Here is an 18,766-nt window from a genome sequence, read left to right as displayed (position 1 = left end):
GCTACTGCTCGGAGGAGGCCGGACGCGTGGGCGACCTGGTCACGCACATCGCCGGCGCGTCGATGGCCGGGACGTGCACCCAGGCGCGCGCCGCGGTCTCCTTCACCGCGGCGAACACCGACACGTAGCCCGCGAGATCACCGAACTTGCTGTGGCGGATGACTTCTTCGTAGAACCAGTTCGACGCGATGACGGCGATGTCCCCGTCGGACCCCGCCAGCGCGTCCTTGACCGCAGGGGAATCGAGCAGCCGGAACGCGTGGATGATCGCCGATCCGGTGAAGCCGTGGGCATCGCGGGTCACCTCGCCCGCGTGCAGCGCCATCCGCAACCGAATCCGCTCCTCGGGAGCATGCCCACTGTTGTGCGCGCCGAGGTTCTTCGCCAGTTCCTGCGGTACCCGTTCCCCGAAAACCGCTTTGGGGTAGGCCCCCGGCGCCAGCACGAGCACGCCGTCACCGAGGTCCGTCCGATGGCAGCCTCGCCACCGGACGCCCGAGGCGGCCAGGGCGTCCTCGACCGCCCGGTACAGCCCGGATCGGACGACGACCCGGTGGGGGTTGGTCCGGCCGGGAGCGTTGAAGCTTTCGACGTCCACCGCGAGGATCGTGTAGTGCAGGGCGTCCGCTACCGGACCGAGCCGGGCCAACAGCTGACCGATGTTCCGTCGAAGGCCCAAGGTCTCGAGCTTCGGCATCGTGTTCCTCCAGGTTTGGCGTGTGGGGTGGCCGGTCAAGAGCCCGGTAGCCCGGGCAGGAGCATCGACGCGACTTTGAACGGCCTGGACAGCATTTGCTGGTTCAGCATCAGGTCGGCGACGCGCTGAAGATCGCCGAGGTCCAGGTGGGCGGGGAAGCTGCCGACCCGGACCTCCCGGGCCGTCCGGGCGTCGACCCCCAGGTCCTGCTGGAACACCTGCTCGCGGACGTCGCGGTTCTGCACATCGCCGACGCCGCGGGCGAGGGCGTCCTGGAAGGCGTCGATCACGTCGGGCCGGCTCGCGGCGAAACCGGCCGGCACCACCCAGCCGGACATGGCGATCTCGAAGTTCAGGTCGAGCCCGAGATCGAGCAGCTGGACCGCTCCGGCTTCGTCGGCCATCGTGACGAACGGCTCGGCGACGACAGCGCCGTCGATCTCGCCGCGCCGCATCGCCGGAACCATCGCCCGCATGTCCATGCTGACCCAGCTGACGCTGTCCGGGTCCCCGCCGGCTTGCCGCATCTCCGAGATCGCGAGCAGGTCCGAGATCGAGCCCCGGCTGGTGACCCCGATCCGCTTGTGCGCGGCCTGGTCGGGCCGCGTGAACGACCGGTTCGGCGCCCCGACGAGCATCAGGTGGCCGGGTTTCGCGGTGTAGGCCGGCGCGATGATCTTCAAGTCGGCCGCGTGGGTGGACTGGGCCATGAACATCCCCGGGTAACTGCTGAACGCGACGTCGAGCTCGCCCGTCTCGAGCCCGCGGACCGCCTCCGGCCCACTGGCCACGGTGATGATCCGGACGTCCAGGCCGGCTTTCCGGAAGTACCCCTCGTCGACGGACCGGTAGAACGCCGCGACGTCGACGAGGGGCAGCACGCCCACCCGGACCAGAGTCGGCGGCGGTACCGCCGGCTGCCCGGACCCGCGGTACCAGTAGAACCCGCCCACTACCGCCGACAACGCCAGCAAGACCACCAGCACGACCGCGGCGGGTTGGTGCCGGCGCTTGCGGCGGGCCCGTCCGCTGCCCCACGCGAGGTGGTGCACGGCTTGGCCGCGGCGTCCGGTTTTCTGCCGCGACCGCACCACCTGCAGCTTCGCCGGGATCGGGGCCGGCTGCCGCGATCCCGGCCCGTGGCCGCTGATGGCGAGCAGTTCCCGGCTCCCGGACCGGCGGCGACGCCCGGTGTGTTCGGGACCGAGGGCACCGCGTTCCGGTGGCGCGCCGCTCAGCGCGCGACGAAGATCCGCTAGGCGCCGGTCGAGCTCGACCTCGTCGATTTCGACGGCGCGTCGGCCGAACCATCCGAGAACCATGCTTCCCGCTCCCTTGTTCGTTTTGTCCATTGCTCCTCGTCGGCTCACACCGGTCTCAGCTGCCCTGCGCCCCGAGGGCGCGCCGGAGCCTTTCTCGGCCTTTCTTGTAGCGGCGCTGAGCCGTCCGTTCGGCGATTCCCAAGATCTGCGCCGCTTCCTGGACCGAGCATTCGTTCAGGCACACCAGCGTCACGACCTCTTGCAGGTCGTCGGGCAGGGCGCGGAGTGCGTTGCGGGCGTCGATGATCTCGACGCTCCGGTCCGCGAAGTCGTCTTCCCGGAGGGCTTCGACGGCGATCAGGTCATCCGCGGAAAGCAGCACTTCGCGACGGCTTGCTCGCGAGTGATCGATCACGAGGTTGCGAGCGATCCTCAACGCCAACGGAACCAGGTTCGCCGGCTCGTCGCCGGGGTTGCGGTCCAGGTGCCGCCTCAGCCGCAGGACGGTTTCGTGCACGATCTCGTCCGGGTCCACCCGGCTGGTCCGAGCGCGTGCGAATATCTTGACCGGCGTGTTCACGAGCGCGTGGAGTTCGGCAAGATCCTTCCTTCCTTGACCGGCGGGCACGGTTTCCCAGTCACTGGTCACACTCACTCGCCTTCGATGAGCCGCCGGCCCGGGCGGAAACCGACGGTCCGGAATTGCGTCGGACGGAAGGTGTACCCGGTGGCCGTGCGATTCACAGGCGATTCCTGATCGGTGGGGTCGACGCTCATGCCTGAACAGACGGGCCGATCCCGCCGCCGCGACAAATGTCACCCGATCGGCCGATACCGATTCAGTAGTAGCGGAAAAGTCAAGCCATTGACGGTTTTCGTCGGATCCGGGTCAGGAAGCGAAAACGTCCAGGCAGACGTCGACCCGCCGACGCAGCGATTCCGCGGCGACCTCGCCGCCGGGTGCTTCGGCCGGGAGCCGGATCACTTCGATGATGCCGCCCAGGACGAAGTCGGCCAGGGTCGCCGGGTTCGGGAGGTGATCGACCAGCCGGACGCACGCCGGGTGCAACAGATCGCGGTAGGCGTTCGCCGTCTGCTGCGAGGCCGCGCTCGGGTAGAGGTTGCGGTAGAGGTCCGCGTGCCGCGCGGAGAAGTCGCACAGGCGGTGGATCACCGCGCGCGGGCCTTCCGGCTCACCGGCCGGGGCGAGTTCGCGGAACGCGGCCGCCACCGACTGGGCGACGGCGTCGTCGCGGTCGCGGAAGTGCTGGTAGAAGACCTGCCGGCTGACCCCGGCGCGCTGGGTGATGTCGCTGACCGAGATCCGCTCCACCCGGCGCTCCTCGATCAGCTCGAACGCGGCCCGGCGCAACCGGTCGCGCACCCGCGCGGCCCGGGGATCGGCGCTGCCGGTCCGGGCGGGCGCCCGCAAAGCCTCGTTCGTTGACACGTGTCAACGATAGCAGTAGCGTCGATTTCGACGACAGGTGTCAATGAAACGAGGTGGCCGGCATGGCACGTCCCGTCCGGATCGCGAACTTCTCCGGCGCGATGGGCGACCGGTTCTCCGCCTTCGAGGAAGCCGTGCAGGGCGATCCGGTGGACGTCGTGATCGGCGACTCGATGGCCGAAATCACCATGTCGATGGTCGTCGCCGGCTTCACCGGCAACCCCGAGGGCCGCCGCCGGTTCTTCTCGGAGTTCTTCCTCCGCCAGCTGACCCCGCAGCTCGAAGCGATCGCCGAGAAGGGCATCAAGGTCGTCACCAACGCCGGGATCTACCACCCGGCGGGGCTGGCCGAGGCGATCCGCGCCGAAGTGACCGCGAAAGGCCTCGGCCTGAAGGTCGCGTACGTGACCGGCGACGACCTCACCGACACCGCGAAGGAGCTGGTCGCCGACGGCCAGCTGAACCACCTCGAAACCGGGGCCCCGCTCGAGGTCGACGACCTGCTGGCGGTCAACGCCTACCTCGGCGGCTGGGGCATCAAGACCGCGCTCGACGAAGGCGCCGACATCGTCATCACCGGCCGCGTCGCCGACGCCTCCCTCGTCACCGGGCCCGCCGCCTGGTGGCACGGCTGGGACCGCGCCGACCTCGACCGCATCGCGGGCGCGACCGCCGCCGCGCACATCATCGAGTGCGGGCCGCAGGCCACCGGCGGCAACTTCGCCGGCTTCACCGGCATCGAAGACAACACCTTGCCCGGCTTCCCCATCGCCGAGGTGGCCGAGGACGGCAGCTTCGTCATCACCAAGCGCAGCGGCGACGGCGGCGCGGTCACCGTCGACACCGTTACGGCGCAGCTGATGTACGAGATCCAGGGCCCGCGCTACCTCAACCCGGACGTCACCTGGCACACCGACTCCATCACGCTCGCCCAGGAGGGCCCCGGCCGCGTGCGCGTCACCGGTGCCCGCGGCAGCGCCGCCTCGGAGACGACCAAGGTCGGCGTCAACTTCCAGCACGGCTACCGCGGCGCGACCTGGCTCTTCCCCACCGGCCTCGACGTCGGCGCCAAGATCGACGTCCTCAAGGCCCAGGCCGAGCGGGCGCGGCAGGACCACCCGGTCGAGGAGCTGCACTTCTTCGTCTGCGGGCAACCGGTCCCCGACCCGAAAGACCAGTGGCAAGCGACCGTTGCCGTCCAAGTCGCCGTGGCCGCGCCGGATCAGAGGACCGTTTCCGGGTTCCTGAACCAGTTCTGCTCCTACGGCCTGGGCAGCATCCCCGGCTTCTACATCGACATGACCCAGATGTACTCGATGGGCGGCCAGCCGCGGATCGACTACTGGCCCGGGCTGGTCCGCCAGGCCGACCTGCGCCACCAGGTCCACCTGCCCGACGGCCGGGTCCTCGACATCGCTCCCCCACCGGACACCGTCGTCTTCACCGGCCAGCCCGAAACCCCCTCGAGCGAGCCGGAACCGGGCGGTCCCACCGCGACAGTCCCCTTCGGACAGATCGTCTACGCGCGCACCGGTGACAAGGGCGCCAACGCCAACCTCGGCGTGTGGGCCCGCGACGAAGCCGCGTGGCCGTGGCTCGCGGGGTTCCTCTCCGCCGACCGCCTCCGCGAGCTGCTGAACTGCCCGGAGGACGTGGCCATCGAACGCTACGAACAGCCGAACCTGCACGGCATCTCGTTCGTGCTGCGCGGCTACTTCCCGCCCAGCGGCTCGGCCAACCTCGCCCTCGACCAGATCGGCAAGTCGCTCGGCGAGTTCCTGCGCGCCCGCCACGTCGACGTCCCGACCGCCCTGCTGCCCTGACCGGAGAGTCCACAGTGGAAACCACCGATCCGCGCGTCCTGCGCGCCGCCATGCTCGAGGCCGTCCGGAACCGCGCCACCGACGACGCGTTCGACCCGCACGCCGAGCTCCGCGCCCTCCTCGCCCCGCTCGGCTTCACGCCCGAAGACAGCGGCGGCACCATCACCTTCCTCAAGCGCGACCCGCTGATGCCCAGCAGCCTGCGCATCGGCGGCGCCGCCGCGGTCGCGCTGGCCCAGCAGTCGGTCATCGCCGCGAAGCTGTGGCGGATGCGCACCGGCCTCGGCCAGGACATCACCGTCGACCTCGGCCAGGCCATCCGCCGGCTCGCCCCGGCGTCGGAGATGAAGTGGGAGACGCTCAACGGCTACCCCGCCGCCATGTCCGACCGCAGCGTCTTCGCGTTCTTCGGCTTCTACCCCACCCGCGACGGCCGCCGCGTCATCCCGGCCAACATCTACCCCGGGCTGAAGTCGAAGATGCTCGCCGTCCTCGACTGCGCCGACAACCCCGAGGCTCTCGGCCGCGCCATCGCCCGCCACAGCGCCGACGAGCTGGAAGCGCTCGGCGAGGAGCACGGGATCGTGTTCGCGAAGGTCCGCAGCGTCGAGGAGTTCGTCGAGGAGCCGGTGTTCGAGCACCTCGCGTCCCGGCCGCTGATCGAGATCGAGAAGGTCGCCGACACCCCGCCGGAGCCGCTGCCGGAGTGGGGAACGCACCCGCTGTCCGGCATCCGCGCGCTCGGCATGGGCCACGTGATCGCCGGCGCCGGCATCGGCCGCTCCCTGGCGTCGCTCGGCGCGGACGCGCTCAACGTCTGGCGTGCCATGGAGTTCGAAGAGGACCCGCTGATCGCCACGGCCAACGTCGGCGTCCGCTCGACCCGCCTCGACGTCCGCAACCCCGACGGGCAAGCGACCCTCCGCGCCCTGCTGCGCGACGCGGACATCTTCTACGCCAACCGCCGGCCGGGCCTGCTCACCGAACTCGGCGTCGACGCGGACCAGGCGTTCGCCGTCCGGCCCGGCCTGATCCACGTCACCGCCAGCTGCCACGGCGAAACGGGCCCGTGGGCCCGCCGCGTCGGGTTCGACCAGGTCGCCGGCACGGTGACCGGCATGGTCGCCGCGGAAGGCAGCCTCGAGGAGCCGAAGCTGCCGCCGACGTCGATCATCAACGACTACCTGGTCGCCTGGCTCGGTGCGACCGGCGCCCTGGCGGCGCTGGCCCGCCGGGCCACCGAAGGCGGCAGCTACCGCGTGCACGTCTCCCTGACCCGCGCGGCGATGTGGGCGGTGACGCTCGGTTTCTTCGACTGGGACTACGTCCGGACGGCCGTCGGCAGCGGCGGCGAGCACGAACTGCTCGACCCGCAGCTGTTCACTTCGCTGACCCCACTCGGGATCTACCAGGGTGTCACGGAGAACATCACGCTTTCCCGGACCCCGCACCACTACCTGAACGTGCTGTCCCCGCGCGGCGCCGACCAGCCGGCGTGGCTGCCCAAGCCCCGCCAGGTCGACGTCGCCGCGCTGGCCAAGGCGTTGCGGCGGCCGTGAAGGGGCGCGCGCGGGGAAGGTAGCTCTTACTGCAGCTCAGGCAGTTCCGGGCTGATCGAGCCCATCGCGCGGTCGAGCAACCGGCCCAGCTGCTCCGTTCCATCGCCGGCGATCCAAGCCGCGACGGCGGCCTCGAGACACCCCAGGGCACTGGCGATGAGGGCACGGGGTCGCGGGTCGGCCGGGTCGTCCGGGTCCGAACCGAGCCGTCGTGCGAGCTCGGGGGCGATCAGGGCGCGGAACCTCGCTTGCTTTTCCTGGTGGAGCGTCGCGAGGGCGGGGGTCGACACGGCGAGCGCGGCCAGTCGGTGGGCGCGTTCGGTCTGGCTCGCGTAGTACTCGACGAGCGGGCCCATCGCGTGGCGGAGCGCGGACCACGGGGCTTCGTCCTCGGGTCGCTGACGCAACGCCCGCAGGATCTCGTCGACCGCGGTCGAGGTCTCGCTCGCGAAGACGTCTTCCTTCGAGGGGAAATAGCGGAAGAACGTACTGCGCGAGATTCCGGCGACCGCGCAGATGTCGTCGATGGTGGTCTGCTCGTAGCCGTGGTCCAGGAACAAGTCGAGCGCCATCTCGGCCACCTGCGCCCGCATGGCACGCCGGGCGAGTTCGCGTGCACCGGGACGACGTTCGTCCCGCTCGGACAGCCTGGTCACGGGGCCGATGGTACTACACCCCAAATCTGATACTGTAGTTTCACAAACGCTACCAAGTGTCAGATTCTGAGCGGAGACGTGCGGCGATGGACCCGAGCAAGGTCATGAACGATCGGCTGGAGGCGCTCACCGCCGACCTGCCCGCGGAAGAACTGGCGCTCGTGTCGGCCGCGACATCGCTGGTGCCGGCCTTGAGCGCCAACGCGGAGACAGCGGACACCACCGGAAGACTGCCCGACGACGATGTTTCGGCGCTGCGCAAAGAGGGTTTGCTCCGCCTCGCCACACCGCGGACGTACGGCGGTCACGAGACCGGCGCGTGCGCGGCGACGGCCGTCGCCGCGGAAGTGGCGCGCGGCTGTTCATCGGCGTCTTGGGTGCTGACGGTGTACTACACCGCGGGTATCGCTCTCTGGCTCTTCCCGGACCAGGTAAGGCATCGGGTCTGGGCCGAGGACCCCGACGCGACCGTGTGCGGTTCCTCCGCCGGTGCCGCGCCGGCCCGGGAGGTCGCCGGCGGTTACCTGCTCAGCGGCCGCTGGGGCTGGGCTTCGGGCGTCCACCACGCGTCCTGGGCGATTCTCACCGTGGTGACCGAGGCCGGAGCGTCTCGGCGGGAAAGCGGATTCGCTTTGGTTGCGACGAGCGAACTGTCGGTCGAAAACACCTGGAACATGGCCGGGATGCGCGGCACCGGCAGTGACACGATCATCGCGGACGACGTATTCGTCCCGGCGGAGCAGGTCGTCTTCCCGGCCAGGTCGGCCGGCGCCTCCGAGGGACCGCTGAGCGTACCGAGACCGCAGGGCCTGATGGGTGCGCTGGCCGCACCGGTGCTGGGGATGGGCATGGCGATCTACGACCGCGTCGTGGAGAGGCTCGGCGCCGGCCGGCCGCTGGTCTCCGCGGGGAGACCGCCCGCGCGGGCGATCGACTCCCCCGCCGTGCAGGCGAACATCGCCGACGCCGCCATGCTGATCGACAGCGCGATCCTGCAGGCCGCGCGCACCGCCCACGCCGTCGACCGGGCCACCCGCACGGGCGCGCGGTTGTCTCCCGTCGCCATCGCCCGTTCCCGGATGGACTGCGGGTTAGCCGCGCGGCAGATCCGCCAGGCGGTGGACAAGCTGCTGGATGTCGGCGGCGCCGGACGGTTCGCGGAATCCGATCCGGCGCAGCGGATCTGGCGCGATCTGGGTACCGCGACCCGCCACCCCGCCTTCCTCACCGAACTCGACCGCGAACAGTACGGACGGCTGCTCGTCCCGATTCCCTCGGCGAGCGCACCCACGGTTGCGCTCGGGTAAGCACACAAGTGCAAAGCGATCATTTGAAGTGGCCGTCGGATCGCCCTAGGGTGAAAACACCAGTCGCGCTTTTGCCGAATCCGAAGATTCGCGCACCCCCTTTTCGACAATCGACTCAGGAGATACCCATGTCCCAGGACCTGGTGCGGGCCACGACCGCCGCCGTCCGCCAAGCGGGCGCCCGGCTGCTGAAGCGGTACTCCACCGCCGCCCGCCAGCCGGGACTGCCCGAGCTGCTCGACGCGCTCCACGCGAATGACCTGACCGTCGTCGACGTGCTGGAACCCGCGCTCGCCGAGATCCTCCCCGAAGCGCGCTTTCTCAACGACGAGCACGGCTCCGGCCCGCTGCCCGACGGCGCGTGGTGGCTGATCGATCCGGTGGGCGGCAACCTCAACGCCGTGCACGGGATGACCGACTGGAACATCGGGGTCAGCCTGGTCCGCGACGGCCGTCCGGTGCTCGCGGTGCTGTACTTCCCGTTGCTCGACGAGATGTTCACCGCCTCCGAGGGCGGTGGCGCCTTCCTCGACGGAGTGCCTCTTCGGGTTTCCGACAAGCAGTCACTCGACGGTGCGCTGACCGGAACCGGCCAGGCGCAGCCCGGCACGGCCGTCGCCTTGGCCGACCGCACGGCCGCCTCGTTCGCCGCGATGTCGAAGGCCGCGCTCTACGTCCGGATCTCGGTGCCGGTCAGCCACCAGCTCGCCCAGGTCGCGGCGGGGCGGATGGACCTGCACTGGCAGTTCGACAACGTCCGCGCCCACGCCGGCGGTGTGCTGCTGGTGCTGGAGGCGGGCGGAGTGGTCACCGACCTCGACGGGAAACCGTGGACGATCACCTCGGAGAGCTACCTGGCCGCCGCACCGGGGGTGCACGCCGCCGCGCTCGACGTCCTCACGAGCTGATCTTCCGGCGTGCCGCCGCGCCGGGCGGACGCCGGGGCTCGCTCCGGACGCAACCCCACGCCGACCAGGTACACCGCGAACGTCCGCAGGATCGGCACCCACTGCGCCGCGGTCATCAGCCACCCCGGCGGCCCCGCTTGCTTCCCGGACCGGATCGGGCCGGCGAGGTCGGTGTGCATGATCCGCTGCAGCGCCTGCACCATCAGCAGTGACGGCAACCGGCGCCGCCGTACCCGGGCGAGGTCGCTCTCGCGCACCGCACCCCGCCGGAGCCGCCCGGCCAGCAGGGTCGCGGTCGCGACGGCGTCCTGGACGGCGAGGTTGATGCCCACGCCACCGACCGGCGACATGGCGTGCGCGGCGTCCCCGATGCACAGCAAACCCTCGACGTGCCACCGGCGCAGCCGGTTGAGCCGGACGTCGAGCAGCTTGACGTCGTCCATCGAGACCAGCTCGCCGACCCGGTCGGCGTACTCCGGGAGCAGTTCGGCCACATCCCGCCGGAACGCGTCGATGCCGCGAGCGCGCAGCCGGCCGTCAATGCCTTTGCGCGCGACGTACCCGATCTGGAAGTAGCCCTCCCGCGGGATGACGATCGCGAACCGTCCGCGGCCCGGCCGCCGGGTCAGCTGTTCGACCTGCTCGCCTTCACGCCGCGAGAGCCGGAACCACCAGGTGTCGAAGGGAACGTCGAACTCGGTCACGCCCAACCCGGCCGCCGCGGGCAGGACCGAATTCCGGCCGTTGCACGCCACCGTGAGGTCGGCCCGGATCTCGGCCTCCTCGCCGCCGGGCCCGCTCGTGCGGTAGCGGACCCCGGCGACCCGGCCGCCCTCGTGGACCAGCGAGGTCACCGCGGCCCCCATTTCGAGCCGGAACCCCGGTTCCGCCCGCGCGGCCTCGGCGAGCAGGTTCAGCAGGTCCCACTGGGGAACGATCGCCACGTACGGATGCCGCACTCCCCACTTGCGCAACGCCCCGAAGTCGCCGATCCGCCGGACCCCGCCGTCTCCGTCGGGCAGGACCACGTCGGTGATCCGGGTCTGGGGCAGCCGCGCGAACCGCTCGCCCAGGCCCAGCTCGTCGAGCAGCCGCAGGGTCGCCGGATGCACGGTGTCGCCGCGGAAGTCGTGCAGGAAGTCCTCGTGCTTCTCCAGCACCGTGACGTCGATTCCGGCCCTCGCGAGCAGCAAGCCCAGCACCATGCCCGCCGGTCCCCCGCCCACGACGCAACACGTCGTCCGCTCCACAGCGCCCCGATTCCCCCGTCGGCCGTGTGACCACAGCCCCCCACCACCTTCTACACCTGACCGGCCGGCCGCCTCGGCCCGCGGCGTGGACGGGAGTAATCGGGGGCAGCTTTGCCGCACGAACGGCCCAGCCGGGCCGCTCAGGTCACCTTGATGACGACCTTGCCCGCGGGGTGGCCGCTCTCGACGGCGGCGAGGGCGGCCGGGGCGTCGGACAACGGGTGGACCGCCGTGACCACCGGCGCGAGGACCCCGTCCAGCGCAAGCCGGGCGGCGCGCTCGAGGTTCTCACGGTCGAGGCGCCGCTCGACGAACCGGCCGCCGATGTCGGGCACGGACTGGTCACCCACGGCGATGACGGTGCGGGGCTCGCGCGCCAGCGGGGCGACCGCCCGCAGCGAGGCGCCACCGACCATGTCGACGATTCCGTCGAGGCCGCCGGGCACCAGCTCGCGGGCCGCCGCGACGACGTCCTCGGCGGTGTAGTCGAGGAACCGCACCCCGACGGCTTCGGCGTGCTCACGCTTGGCGGCACTGCCGGTGCCGAGCACGCGCAGCCCGCGCGCGGCGGCCAGCCGGGCGACCGCCAAGCCGACCCCGCCGCCGACCCCGTTCACCAGGATCGTGGCGCCGGCGGGCAGGCCGAGCTGGTCGAGGGCGTCCACCGCGGTCGTCCCCGCGACCGGCAGCGTCGCCGCCACGGTGGCGGACAGGCCCGCCGGGATGCGGGCGGTGTTCGGCGCCGAGAGCACCGTCGTCTCGGCGTAGGTGCCGCCGCCGGACAGGGCGAACCCGAAGACCGCGTCCCCCACCTCGAGCCCGTCGACGTCCTCCCCCAGCGCGAGCACGGTCCCCGCGGCCTCCATGCCGAGCACGCGGGGGAACGGACGCCCGCCGTCGAGCCCGGGAACCAGGCCCGCGCGCAGGAGGTGGTCGAGCGGGTTGACCCCGGCGACGTCGACCCGGATCAGCACCTCACCGGGACCGGGGACGGGATCGGGGCGATCGAAGAACTCCTGCACCTCGGGCCCGCCGTGCGCGCCGAAACCCCATGCCTGTCCCATTTTCCGCTGCCTTCCGGGTGACCGGCCCGGTGTTTCCGGGCTCTGCGGCCATCCTCACCGTTCACACCGGTGTCAGGGGCAACCGGCTGAGGCGCGGGTCACAGCGTCAGGCCGACCGGGTCACCAGCCCCTCCTGGTGCCGCCGGTTGGCCGCCATCACCACGTCGAGCGCGTTCCGGGCCTCCTGCAGACGGGCGATGTCGGCGTCGATCCGGTCGCGCTCGCGCGCCATCGTGGCGAACGCCTCCTCGACGATGCCCGGGTCGCCCGGGGTTTCGACGCACGGCAGCACGGCCGCGATCACGCGGCTGGACATGCCCGCGTCGAACAGCTGCCGGATGAGCGACACGCGCTCGACCTCGGCCTCGGAGTAGTGCCGTTGCCCGGCGCCGGAACGTGAACTGGTCAGCAGGCCCTGCGCTTCGTAGTAGCGCAGTGAACGCGAACTCACGCCCGTGCGCTTCGACAGCTCGCCGATCCTCATGCCCCTGAGGTTACTCGGGCGCGGGCAGCTCGCGGCGGTTCAGCTTCCCGTTGGGCAGCAGCGGCATCCGGTCGAGGACGAGCACCCGGTACGGGACCAGGTGCGCGGGCAACCGCCCGGCGAGGGCGGACCGCAGGTGCCCGGCGTCGGCGGGGCCCACGACGTAGCCGATCACCCGCCCGTCGCGCACCGCGGCGGCGGCGCGGACGACCCCCGGCTCCCGCAGCAGCGCGTCCTCGATCGCGCCGAGCTCGATCCGCAGACCCCGTTGCTCGATCTGGTCGGTGCCGCGGCCGAGGTAGTCGTAGTTGCCGTCGGCGCGGGCGCGCACGACGTCGCCGGTGCGGTACATCCGCGCACCCGCCACGAACGGGTCGGCGACGAACAGCGACGCGGTCAACGCGGGTCGCTCGCGGTACCCGCGGGCCACGCCCGCGCCGCCGATGTAGAGCTCGCCGATCCCGCCCGGCTCGACCGGCCGGAGGCGATCGTCGAGAACGTACGCGTGGACGCGGGGTATCGGCGTGCCGAGCGGCACGATCGCGGCGTCGCCGAGCACGTCGACGTCCGGGCGCAGCAGGAGCGAGTCCACAGTGGTCTCCGTGAGGCCGTAAGCGTTGACCACCACCGAACCCGGGTGCAGCCGCCCGGCGAGCTCGCGGAAGTCGGCCGCGGGCCACCCCTCCGAGCCGACCGACAGCAGCCGCATGACGGGCAGCTCACCCGCGCGGCCGAGGGCCTTCGCCTGGGTGGGGACCAGTTCGGTCGCGTCGCCGCTGTGGCGGCGGAACTCGGCGAGCAGCTCGACCGGGTCGGCCACCGCCTCGCGGGTCGCGATCACCATCGTCCCGCCGGCGAACACCGAGCGCAGCAGGTCGGCGAAGAAGAGATCGACTCCGATCCCGATGACCGAGACGAAGGTCAGCGGCTCCTCGCGCAGCCGGAACAGCGCGTCCCACGCCGCGAAGACGTGCTCGAGGTGGCGGTGCTCGACGCCCACCGGCTTGGGCTTGCCCGACGAGCCCGAGGTGTACATGACGTAGGCGAGGTTCTCCGGCCGGAGCTCGACGTCCGGGGCGTGGCCGGGTTGTCCGGCCACGGCGTCGCCGATCCGCACGTCGTCGGCGACCTCGGTGGTGTTGGTGAGCACCAGCTTCACGCCCGCGTCGGCACCCATCCAGGCGACGAGATCGCTGGGGTAGACGGGATCCAGCGGCAGGCAGGCCGCACCGGATTTGAGGACGCCGAGCGCGCCGACCGCCATCTCGAACCCGCGGTCCATCCGCAGCCCCACCAGGTCCTCGGCCTGAAGGCCCTGCCCGACGACGTACTGCGCGACCCGGTTGGCCTCGAAGTCGAGCTGAGCGAAGGACATGCGCTCGCCCGCGTAGACGAGAGCGGTGGCGTCCGGGGTCTCGGCGACCCGGGCCGCGAAGAGGTCGAGCAAGCGTTCCATGAGTCCCCCCAGACGGTCCTGCTCCCATCGTGCGTGACCGGCCGCGCTCCCGCACGCTGGAGAGGCCGCGCGCTCCGCGCGGTGGCGGGAGGAGAGAGTGTGCGCATCGCCGTTGCCGGAGCGGACGAACTGGTCGGCCCGCACGTCGTCGAGGCGGCTCGCGGGCGCGGCCACACCGTGGTGGCGCTGGACCGCTCGACCGGCGTCGACCTCGCGAGCGGAGACGGCCTGAGCGCCGCGCTGGACGGCGTCGACGTCGTGGTCGACGTCAGCAACTCCGCGTCCCTGGACGAGGAGGCGGCCAGGCGGTTCTTCACCAGCGCCGCGGCCAACCTGCAGCGCGTCGGCGCCGAGCGGGGCGTCCGGCACATCGTGACCCTGTCGGTCGTGGGGATCGACGACACCGGTTTCGGCTATTTCCGCGCGAAGGTGGACCACGAGCGCACGGCGGGTTCGGGCCCGGTTCCGGCGACGATCGTGCGTGCGACCCACTTCCACGAGTTCCCCGGGCAGCTCGTGGGCCGGACCCGCGACGGCGACCACGCGACGGTGTTCGACCTGCGCGTGCAGACCGTGGCCGCGACGTCGGTGGCCGCGGCGCTCGTCGAGGTCGCCGAGCGCCCCGCGCAGGGCCGCACGCCCGACATCGCCGGCCCGGAACCGGCCGAGGTGCTCGACCTCGCCCGTGCCTTCGTCGACCACTTCGGCCTGCGGCTGGAGCTGCGGACCGACCGGGACACCGTGACCGGCATCGCCGACGACGGCCTCCTCCCCGGGGCGGGCGCGACCATCCTCGGGCCGAGCTACGCGGAGTGGCTCCACAGTCCCGAAGCCGCCGCCCTCGTCACCGGCGGCTGACGCCTCGGCAGTCGGCCGCCGAGATACCCGCATTCGGCGGTATCAAGCAGTCCAACTTGTCTGATTGGATCGCCCGGAAGCGTTTTACAACGTTGTAAAAATGAAAAGGACCCCGCCGATGAGAAGAGCCGCTTCCGTCCTCGTCGCCGTTCTGGTGACGCTGGGCATGGCATCCGGCCCGCCACCCGCAGGTGCCGCCGAGCCCGTGCACGGCCTGAAGGCCGAGTACTTCACGCCCTCGGCGCCGGGCGCCCACGACTTCGCCAACCTGGCCGGTACCGCACTCGACTCGGAGGTCAACCACCCCGACCTGACCTCGGTCTTCGGGCTGGTCACCGGGCGCACGGAGAACACGACCGCCCGCTGGACCGGACAGCTCGCCGTGCCGCAGACCGGCGACTACACCTTCTACGCCATCGGGGACAACGGGTTCCGGCTGTTCCTCGACGGCGCGCCGGTGATCGACCACTGGGTCGGGGACTGGGACAACGAGCAGACCAGCGCGCCGGTCACGCTGACCGCCGGCAAGCAGTACGACTTCAAGCTGGAGATGTTCCAGGACACCGGCGGCGCCAACATGTTCCTGCGCTGGTCGAGCGCGGCGATCGCGAAGCAGATCGTGCCGCTGTCGGCGTTCACGCCGCCGGCCGACTTCGCCGTCGTGCCGCGCACGGCGGACATCTCCGAGGACGGCCGCACCCTCACGGCCGGCTTCGACGGCCGCGTCTCGGGGACGAGCGACCTGAAAGACCACCTGCGCATCGAGGTCGACGCGACGCCGATGCCGGTCTCGGCCGTCACGGCGGGCCGCGACCGGGCGACGATCCAGCTGGCCGAAAAAGTGTTGAAGGGCCAGCGGGTCACGCTGTACTACGACGGCGCGGGCGCGCTCGCGGTGAACGGCACGAAGGTCGGCAAGTCCGGGCGCATCGTCACGAACGCCTCGACCGAACGGCTCCGGACGCCGTGGGGCGAGAACGTCGACACGCGCCACCCGCTGCCGGAGTACCCGCGGCCGCAGCTCGAGCGCGAGAGGTGGGTCAACCTCAACGGCCCGTGGGAGTTCTCGGCCGCCACGGAGGGCCAGCAGCCGGCGTTCGGCAAGCGGCTGCCCGAAAAGGTGATCGTGCCCTACCCGATCGAGTCGCAGCTCTCCGGGCTCGAACGGCACGAAGACCACATGTTCTACCGCCGCACGGTCACCGTCCCGCGCGACTGGAAGATCGGCGGCGGGCAGCGCCTCAAGCTCAACTTCGGCGCGGTCGACTACCAGGCCAAGGTGTGGGTGAACGGCAAGCTCGTCGCCGAGCACACCGGCGGCTACACGGCGTTCAGCGCGGACATCACCGACGCGCTCAAGCGCGGCGACGAGCAGGAGATCGTCGTCGCCGTCACGGACACGACCGGCCCGTACCAGCCGAAGGGCAAGCAGTCCGCCAACCCCGGCGGCATCTTCTACACGCCGTCGTCGGGCATCTGGCAGACGGTGTGGCTGGAACCCGTGGCGGACAAGGGCATCGACGAGATCAAGACGACGCCCGACCTCACCACGAACTCGCTGGCACTCACCGTCAAGTCCGCGGGCAACGCGACCGTCACGGCGGTCGCCAAGGACGCGCGCGGCCGGCAGGTCGGCACGGTCAGCGGACCGGCGAACGCGAACCTGAAACTGGCGGTGCCGAACCCGCACCTGTGGACGCCGGACGACCCGTACCTGTACCAGCTGGAGATCAGCCTGGGCGCCGACAAGGTCAAGAGCTACTTCGGCATGCGGTCCACCGGCATCACGAACGTGAACGGCACGCCCAAGCTGACGCTCAACGGCAAGCCGTTCTTCTCCTTGATGCAGCTGGACCAGGGCTTCTACCCGGACGGCCTGAACACCGCGCCGAGCGACGACGCTCTCGTCTTCGACCTGAAGGCGCAGAAGGACCTCGGCTTCAACGCCGTCCGCAAGCACATCAAGGTCGAGCCCGCCCGCTGGTACTACCACGCGGACCAGCTGGGACTGCTGGTGTGGCAGGACTTCGTGTCCGTCGAGGACGGCAACAACCCCGCGGCGCAGCAGGCGTGGCTCAGCCAGGGCCTGGAAGAGATGCACCAGCTGCAGAACTACCCGTCCGTCTACGCCTGGATCGTGTTCAACGAGGGCTGGGGCGAGTGGGACAAGGCCGCGACCGGGCGGATCACCGACCAGGTCAAGGCCACCGACCCGAGCCGGATCGTCAACGCCCACAGCGGGGTGAACTGCTGTGCCTCCAAGGGTGACTCGGGCGCGGGCGACGTCATCGACCACCACGACTACAACAACACCGATCCGGCGCGTTCGGACGGCAAGCGTGTCGCGATGGACGGTGAGCACGGCGGCTTCACGCTGCGCACGCCGGGTCACCAGTGGCCGGGTGCGCCGATCGCGATCTACAGCGGGGTGGCGGACAAGGCGGCGCTGACGGCGAAGTACGTCGACAACACCCGCACGTTCTACCTCGGGCAAGCGCGGGCCGAGCTGTCGGCGTCGGTCTACACGCAGGTCACCGACCTGGAAGGCGAGCTGAACGGGCTCTGGACCTACGACCGCAAGCGTCTCAAGGTCGACCCGGGTCCCGTCCGGGAGATCAACCGGCGCGTGATCGAGGCCGGCGCCGACGCCGGTAAGCCTTACCCGTACGCGGGGAAGGGCTCGTGGAACCTCGACGAGCGCGGCGGAACGACCGCGAAGGATTCGAGCGGCGGCAACAACCCGCTGACGCTCACCCCGACCGGGGCGGCCTTCAAGGACGGCGCGCTGCAGTTCTCGGGCGGCTCCGCCGACACCTACGGCCCGGTCGTCGACACGACCGGTGACTACACCGTGTCGGCGAAGGTGCGTCTCGACGCTCTGCCCGGCAACTACGCGACCGCGGTGAGCCAGGACGGCCGGGAGCGGGAGAGCCCGTTCTACCTGCAGTACGGGCAGGGCGCGTTCGCGTTCAGCACGCCCGGCGGCAACCGGGCCCGGTACGAGGTCGTGCCGGAGACCGGCCGCTGGTACGAGCTGACGGGTGTGCGGTCCGGCAACGAGATCCGGCTCTACGTGGACGGTGTGAAGGTCGCGACGGCACCCGCCGGACCGGCGTTGATCAGCACCGGCGCGTTCACGGTCGGGCGGGCCAAGTACGACGGCCGCAACGTCGACTTCTGGCCCGGCGCGGTCGACGCCGTCAGTGTGGTCGGCAAGGCGCTGACGGACGCGGAGGTGGCCCAGCTCCCGTGAGCTCGGTCGTGAGTGAGAAACAGTGTTCTAGCGCTGTTTCTCACTCACGACCACGCCCGGCGTCACGGGCACCAGATCCAGCACCTCGCAGAGGCCGCTCAGCTCCAGCACCCTGGCCAGGGACTTCGACGGCCGCATGCGAACCGGTACTCCGCTCTCGCGGCCGCCGATGTCGAGGCGTACCAATGCTTCGATGCCGGTCGTGTCGCAGAAGCCGACCTCGGTCAGATCGACCACGATGGCCTCCGGGCGGGCGTCGAGAGCGGCGAGGAACGCGGCTCGCAGCCGATCCCGGCCGGCGAGTTCGAGGGCGCCGCTCACCCGGATCTTCCGGACGCCTCCGGGGACGGTCTCCGAGCTGATCGCCATCGGTCCGACGTCCTCCGGACCCGGGTCCGACCACTCCATGCCCTGACTCTCCTGGTGCTCGGGGGCGGCCTCGGCCGCGATCGCTGGGCGAGAGGCACCAGCCGAGACGAGGGTAGCGTGGCCGGCCGTGGCACCGAGGCCGGTGACGGACTTCCAGCGCGTGGGCGAGGTTTCCCAGCGGATCGCGGCACTCATCGCCGCGCTGGAGCGGCGGCCCGCAGCCGGCTGTTGGCTGAACCGTCCACGGACCTGGGCCACGGGGAACCGGGGCCGTGGCCCACCGTCCGGCGACTTGACGCCAGTCTGGACCCGCCGGCCGGCGAGCACCAGAGCAGAAAGCCCGTAGCGGCGACCCTCACGCGAACGGGTG

The 18,766-nt window shown here is 71.1% G+C and carries 16 protein-coding genes; 6 read left to right on the top strand and 10 right to left on the bottom strand.

The genetic code is table 11. The annotated features are described in order from the left end of the window. Nucleotide 1: 1 nt before the first annotated feature. The 4 genes from ACIRSS_RS25160 to ACIRSS_RS25145 form a co-directional block, all read right to left on the bottom strand. The gene (locus ACIRSS_RS25160) at nucleotides 2–697 is read right to left on the bottom strand and encodes a hypothetical protein (protein ID WP_400898899.1); all 696 of its coding nucleotides are present in this window, start codon (nucleotides 695–697) and stop codon (nucleotides 2–4) included. Nucleotides 698–732: 35 nt separating this feature from the next. After that, nucleotides 733–2,019, bottom strand: a complete 1,287-nt coding sequence (locus tag ACIRSS_RS25155; RefSeq protein WP_400898897.1) for an ABC transporter substrate-binding protein — start codon at nucleotides 2,017–2,019, stop codon at nucleotides 733–735. Nucleotides 2,020–2,074: 55 nt separating this feature from the next. Beyond that, nucleotides 2,075–2,608, bottom strand: a complete 534-nt coding sequence (locus tag ACIRSS_RS25150; RefSeq protein WP_400898895.1) for an RNA polymerase sigma factor — start codon at nucleotides 2,606–2,608, stop codon at nucleotides 2,075–2,077. A gap of 240 nt (nucleotides 2,609–2,848) precedes the next feature. Then, on the bottom strand, nucleotides 2,849–3,409 hold the full coding sequence (locus tag ACIRSS_RS25145; RefSeq protein WP_400898893.1) for a TetR/AcrR family transcriptional regulator: 561 nt from the start codon (nucleotides 3,407–3,409) through the stop codon (nucleotides 2,849–2,851). Nucleotides 3,410–3,471: 62 nt separating this feature from the next. Here ACIRSS_RS25145 and ACIRSS_RS25140 point away from each other — a divergent pair, with 62 nt between their 5' ends. Together ACIRSS_RS25140 and ACIRSS_RS25135 are read left to right on the top strand one after the other, a co-directional pair. After that, nucleotides 3,472–5,232: an acyclic terpene utilization AtuA family protein gene (locus tag ACIRSS_RS25140; protein ID WP_400898891.1), complete on the top strand. Its 1,761-nt coding sequence runs from the start codon at nucleotides 3,472–3,474 to the stop codon at nucleotides 5,230–5,232. 14 nt (nucleotides 5,233–5,246) lie between these two features. After that, nucleotides 5,247–6,791: a CoA transferase gene (locus ACIRSS_RS25135; RefSeq protein WP_400898889.1), complete on the top strand. Its 1,545-nt coding sequence runs from the start codon at nucleotides 5,247–5,249 to the stop codon at nucleotides 6,789–6,791. Between the two features lie 26 nt (nucleotides 6,792–6,817). On the opposite strand, the gene ACIRSS_RS25130 is transcribed toward ACIRSS_RS25135, so the two are convergent. Beyond that, nucleotides 6,818–7,447 carry a TetR family transcriptional regulator gene (locus ACIRSS_RS25130; RefSeq protein WP_400898887.1) on the bottom strand — a complete coding sequence of 210 codons (630 nt, stop codon included), beginning with the start codon at nucleotides 7,445–7,447 and terminating at the stop codon, nucleotides 6,818–6,820. A gap of 86 nt (nucleotides 7,448–7,533) precedes the next feature. Between ACIRSS_RS25130 and ACIRSS_RS25125 the strand changes: the two genes are divergently transcribed. Both ACIRSS_RS25125 and ACIRSS_RS25120 read left to right on the top strand, forming a co-directional pair. After that, a complete protein-coding gene (locus ACIRSS_RS25125) occupies nucleotides 7,534–8,754 on the top strand; it encodes an acyl-CoA dehydrogenase family protein (RefSeq protein WP_400898885.1) in 1,221 nt (406 codons plus the stop codon). A 128-nt stretch (nucleotides 8,755–8,882) separates the two neighbouring features. Beyond that, nucleotides 8,883–9,662, top strand: a complete 780-nt coding sequence (locus tag ACIRSS_RS25120; RefSeq protein WP_400898884.1) for an inositol monophosphatase family protein — start codon at nucleotides 8,883–8,885, stop codon at nucleotides 9,660–9,662. On the opposite strand, the gene ACIRSS_RS25115 is transcribed toward ACIRSS_RS25120, so the two are convergent. The 4 genes from ACIRSS_RS25115 to ACIRSS_RS25100 form a co-directional block, all read right to left on the bottom strand. Then, nucleotides 9,605–10,912, bottom strand: a complete 1,308-nt coding sequence (locus tag ACIRSS_RS25115; protein ID WP_400898883.1) for an FAD-dependent oxidoreductase — start codon at nucleotides 10,910–10,912, stop codon at nucleotides 9,605–9,607. The two genes, ACIRSS_RS25120 and ACIRSS_RS25115, sit on opposite strands and share 58 nt — an antisense overlap. A gap of 140 nt (nucleotides 10,913–11,052) precedes the next feature. Continuing rightward, nucleotides 11,053–11,976 (bottom strand): NADP-dependent oxidoreductase, encoded by a 924-nt coding sequence (locus ACIRSS_RS25110; protein WP_400898882.1) that lies wholly within the window; start codon nucleotides 11,974–11,976, stop codon nucleotides 11,053–11,055. 106 nt (nucleotides 11,977–12,082) lie between these two features. Then, nucleotides 12,083–12,460 carry a MerR family transcriptional regulator gene (locus ACIRSS_RS25105; RefSeq protein ID WP_400898881.1) on the bottom strand — a complete coding sequence of 126 codons (378 nt, stop codon included), beginning with the start codon at nucleotides 12,458–12,460 and terminating at the stop codon, nucleotides 12,083–12,085. Nucleotides 12,461–12,470: 10 nt separating this feature from the next. After that, the gene (locus ACIRSS_RS25100) at nucleotides 12,471–13,916 is read right to left on the bottom strand and encodes an amino acid adenylation domain-containing protein (RefSeq protein WP_400898880.1); all 1,446 of its coding nucleotides are present in this window, start codon (nucleotides 13,914–13,916) and stop codon (nucleotides 12,471–12,473) included. Between the two features lie 99 nt (nucleotides 13,917–14,015). Between ACIRSS_RS25100 and ACIRSS_RS25095 the strand changes: the two genes are divergently transcribed. Next, complete coding sequence (locus tag ACIRSS_RS25095) at nucleotides 14,016–14,774, top strand: SDR family oxidoreductase (RefSeq protein WP_400898879.1); 759 nt, start codon at nucleotides 14,016–14,018, stop codon at nucleotides 14,772–14,774. Nucleotides 14,775–14,892: 118 nt separating this feature from the next. After that, the gene (locus tag ACIRSS_RS25090) at nucleotides 14,893–18,027 is read left to right on the top strand and encodes a PA14 domain-containing protein (protein WP_400898877.1); all 3,135 of its coding nucleotides are present in this window, start codon (nucleotides 14,893–14,895) and stop codon (nucleotides 18,025–18,027) included. Between the two features lie 27 nt (nucleotides 18,028–18,054). Here ACIRSS_RS25090 and ACIRSS_RS25085 read toward each other — a convergent pair whose 3' ends face one another. Then, on the bottom strand, nucleotides 18,055–18,435 hold the full coding sequence (locus tag ACIRSS_RS25085) for an STAS domain-containing protein (protein ID WP_400898875.1): 381 nt from the start codon (nucleotides 18,433–18,435) through the stop codon (nucleotides 18,055–18,057). Between the last annotated feature and the right edge of the window lie 331 nt (nucleotides 18,436–18,766).

The organism is Amycolatopsis sp. NPDC101161, assembly GCF_044768185.1.
In the GTDB taxonomy this organism is placed as follows: Bacteria; Actinomycetota; Actinomycetes; order Mycobacteriales; family Pseudonocardiaceae; genus Amycolatopsis.
Note: the sequence above shows the minus strand (reverse complement) of the source record. Positions and strands in the feature narration are given on the sequence as shown.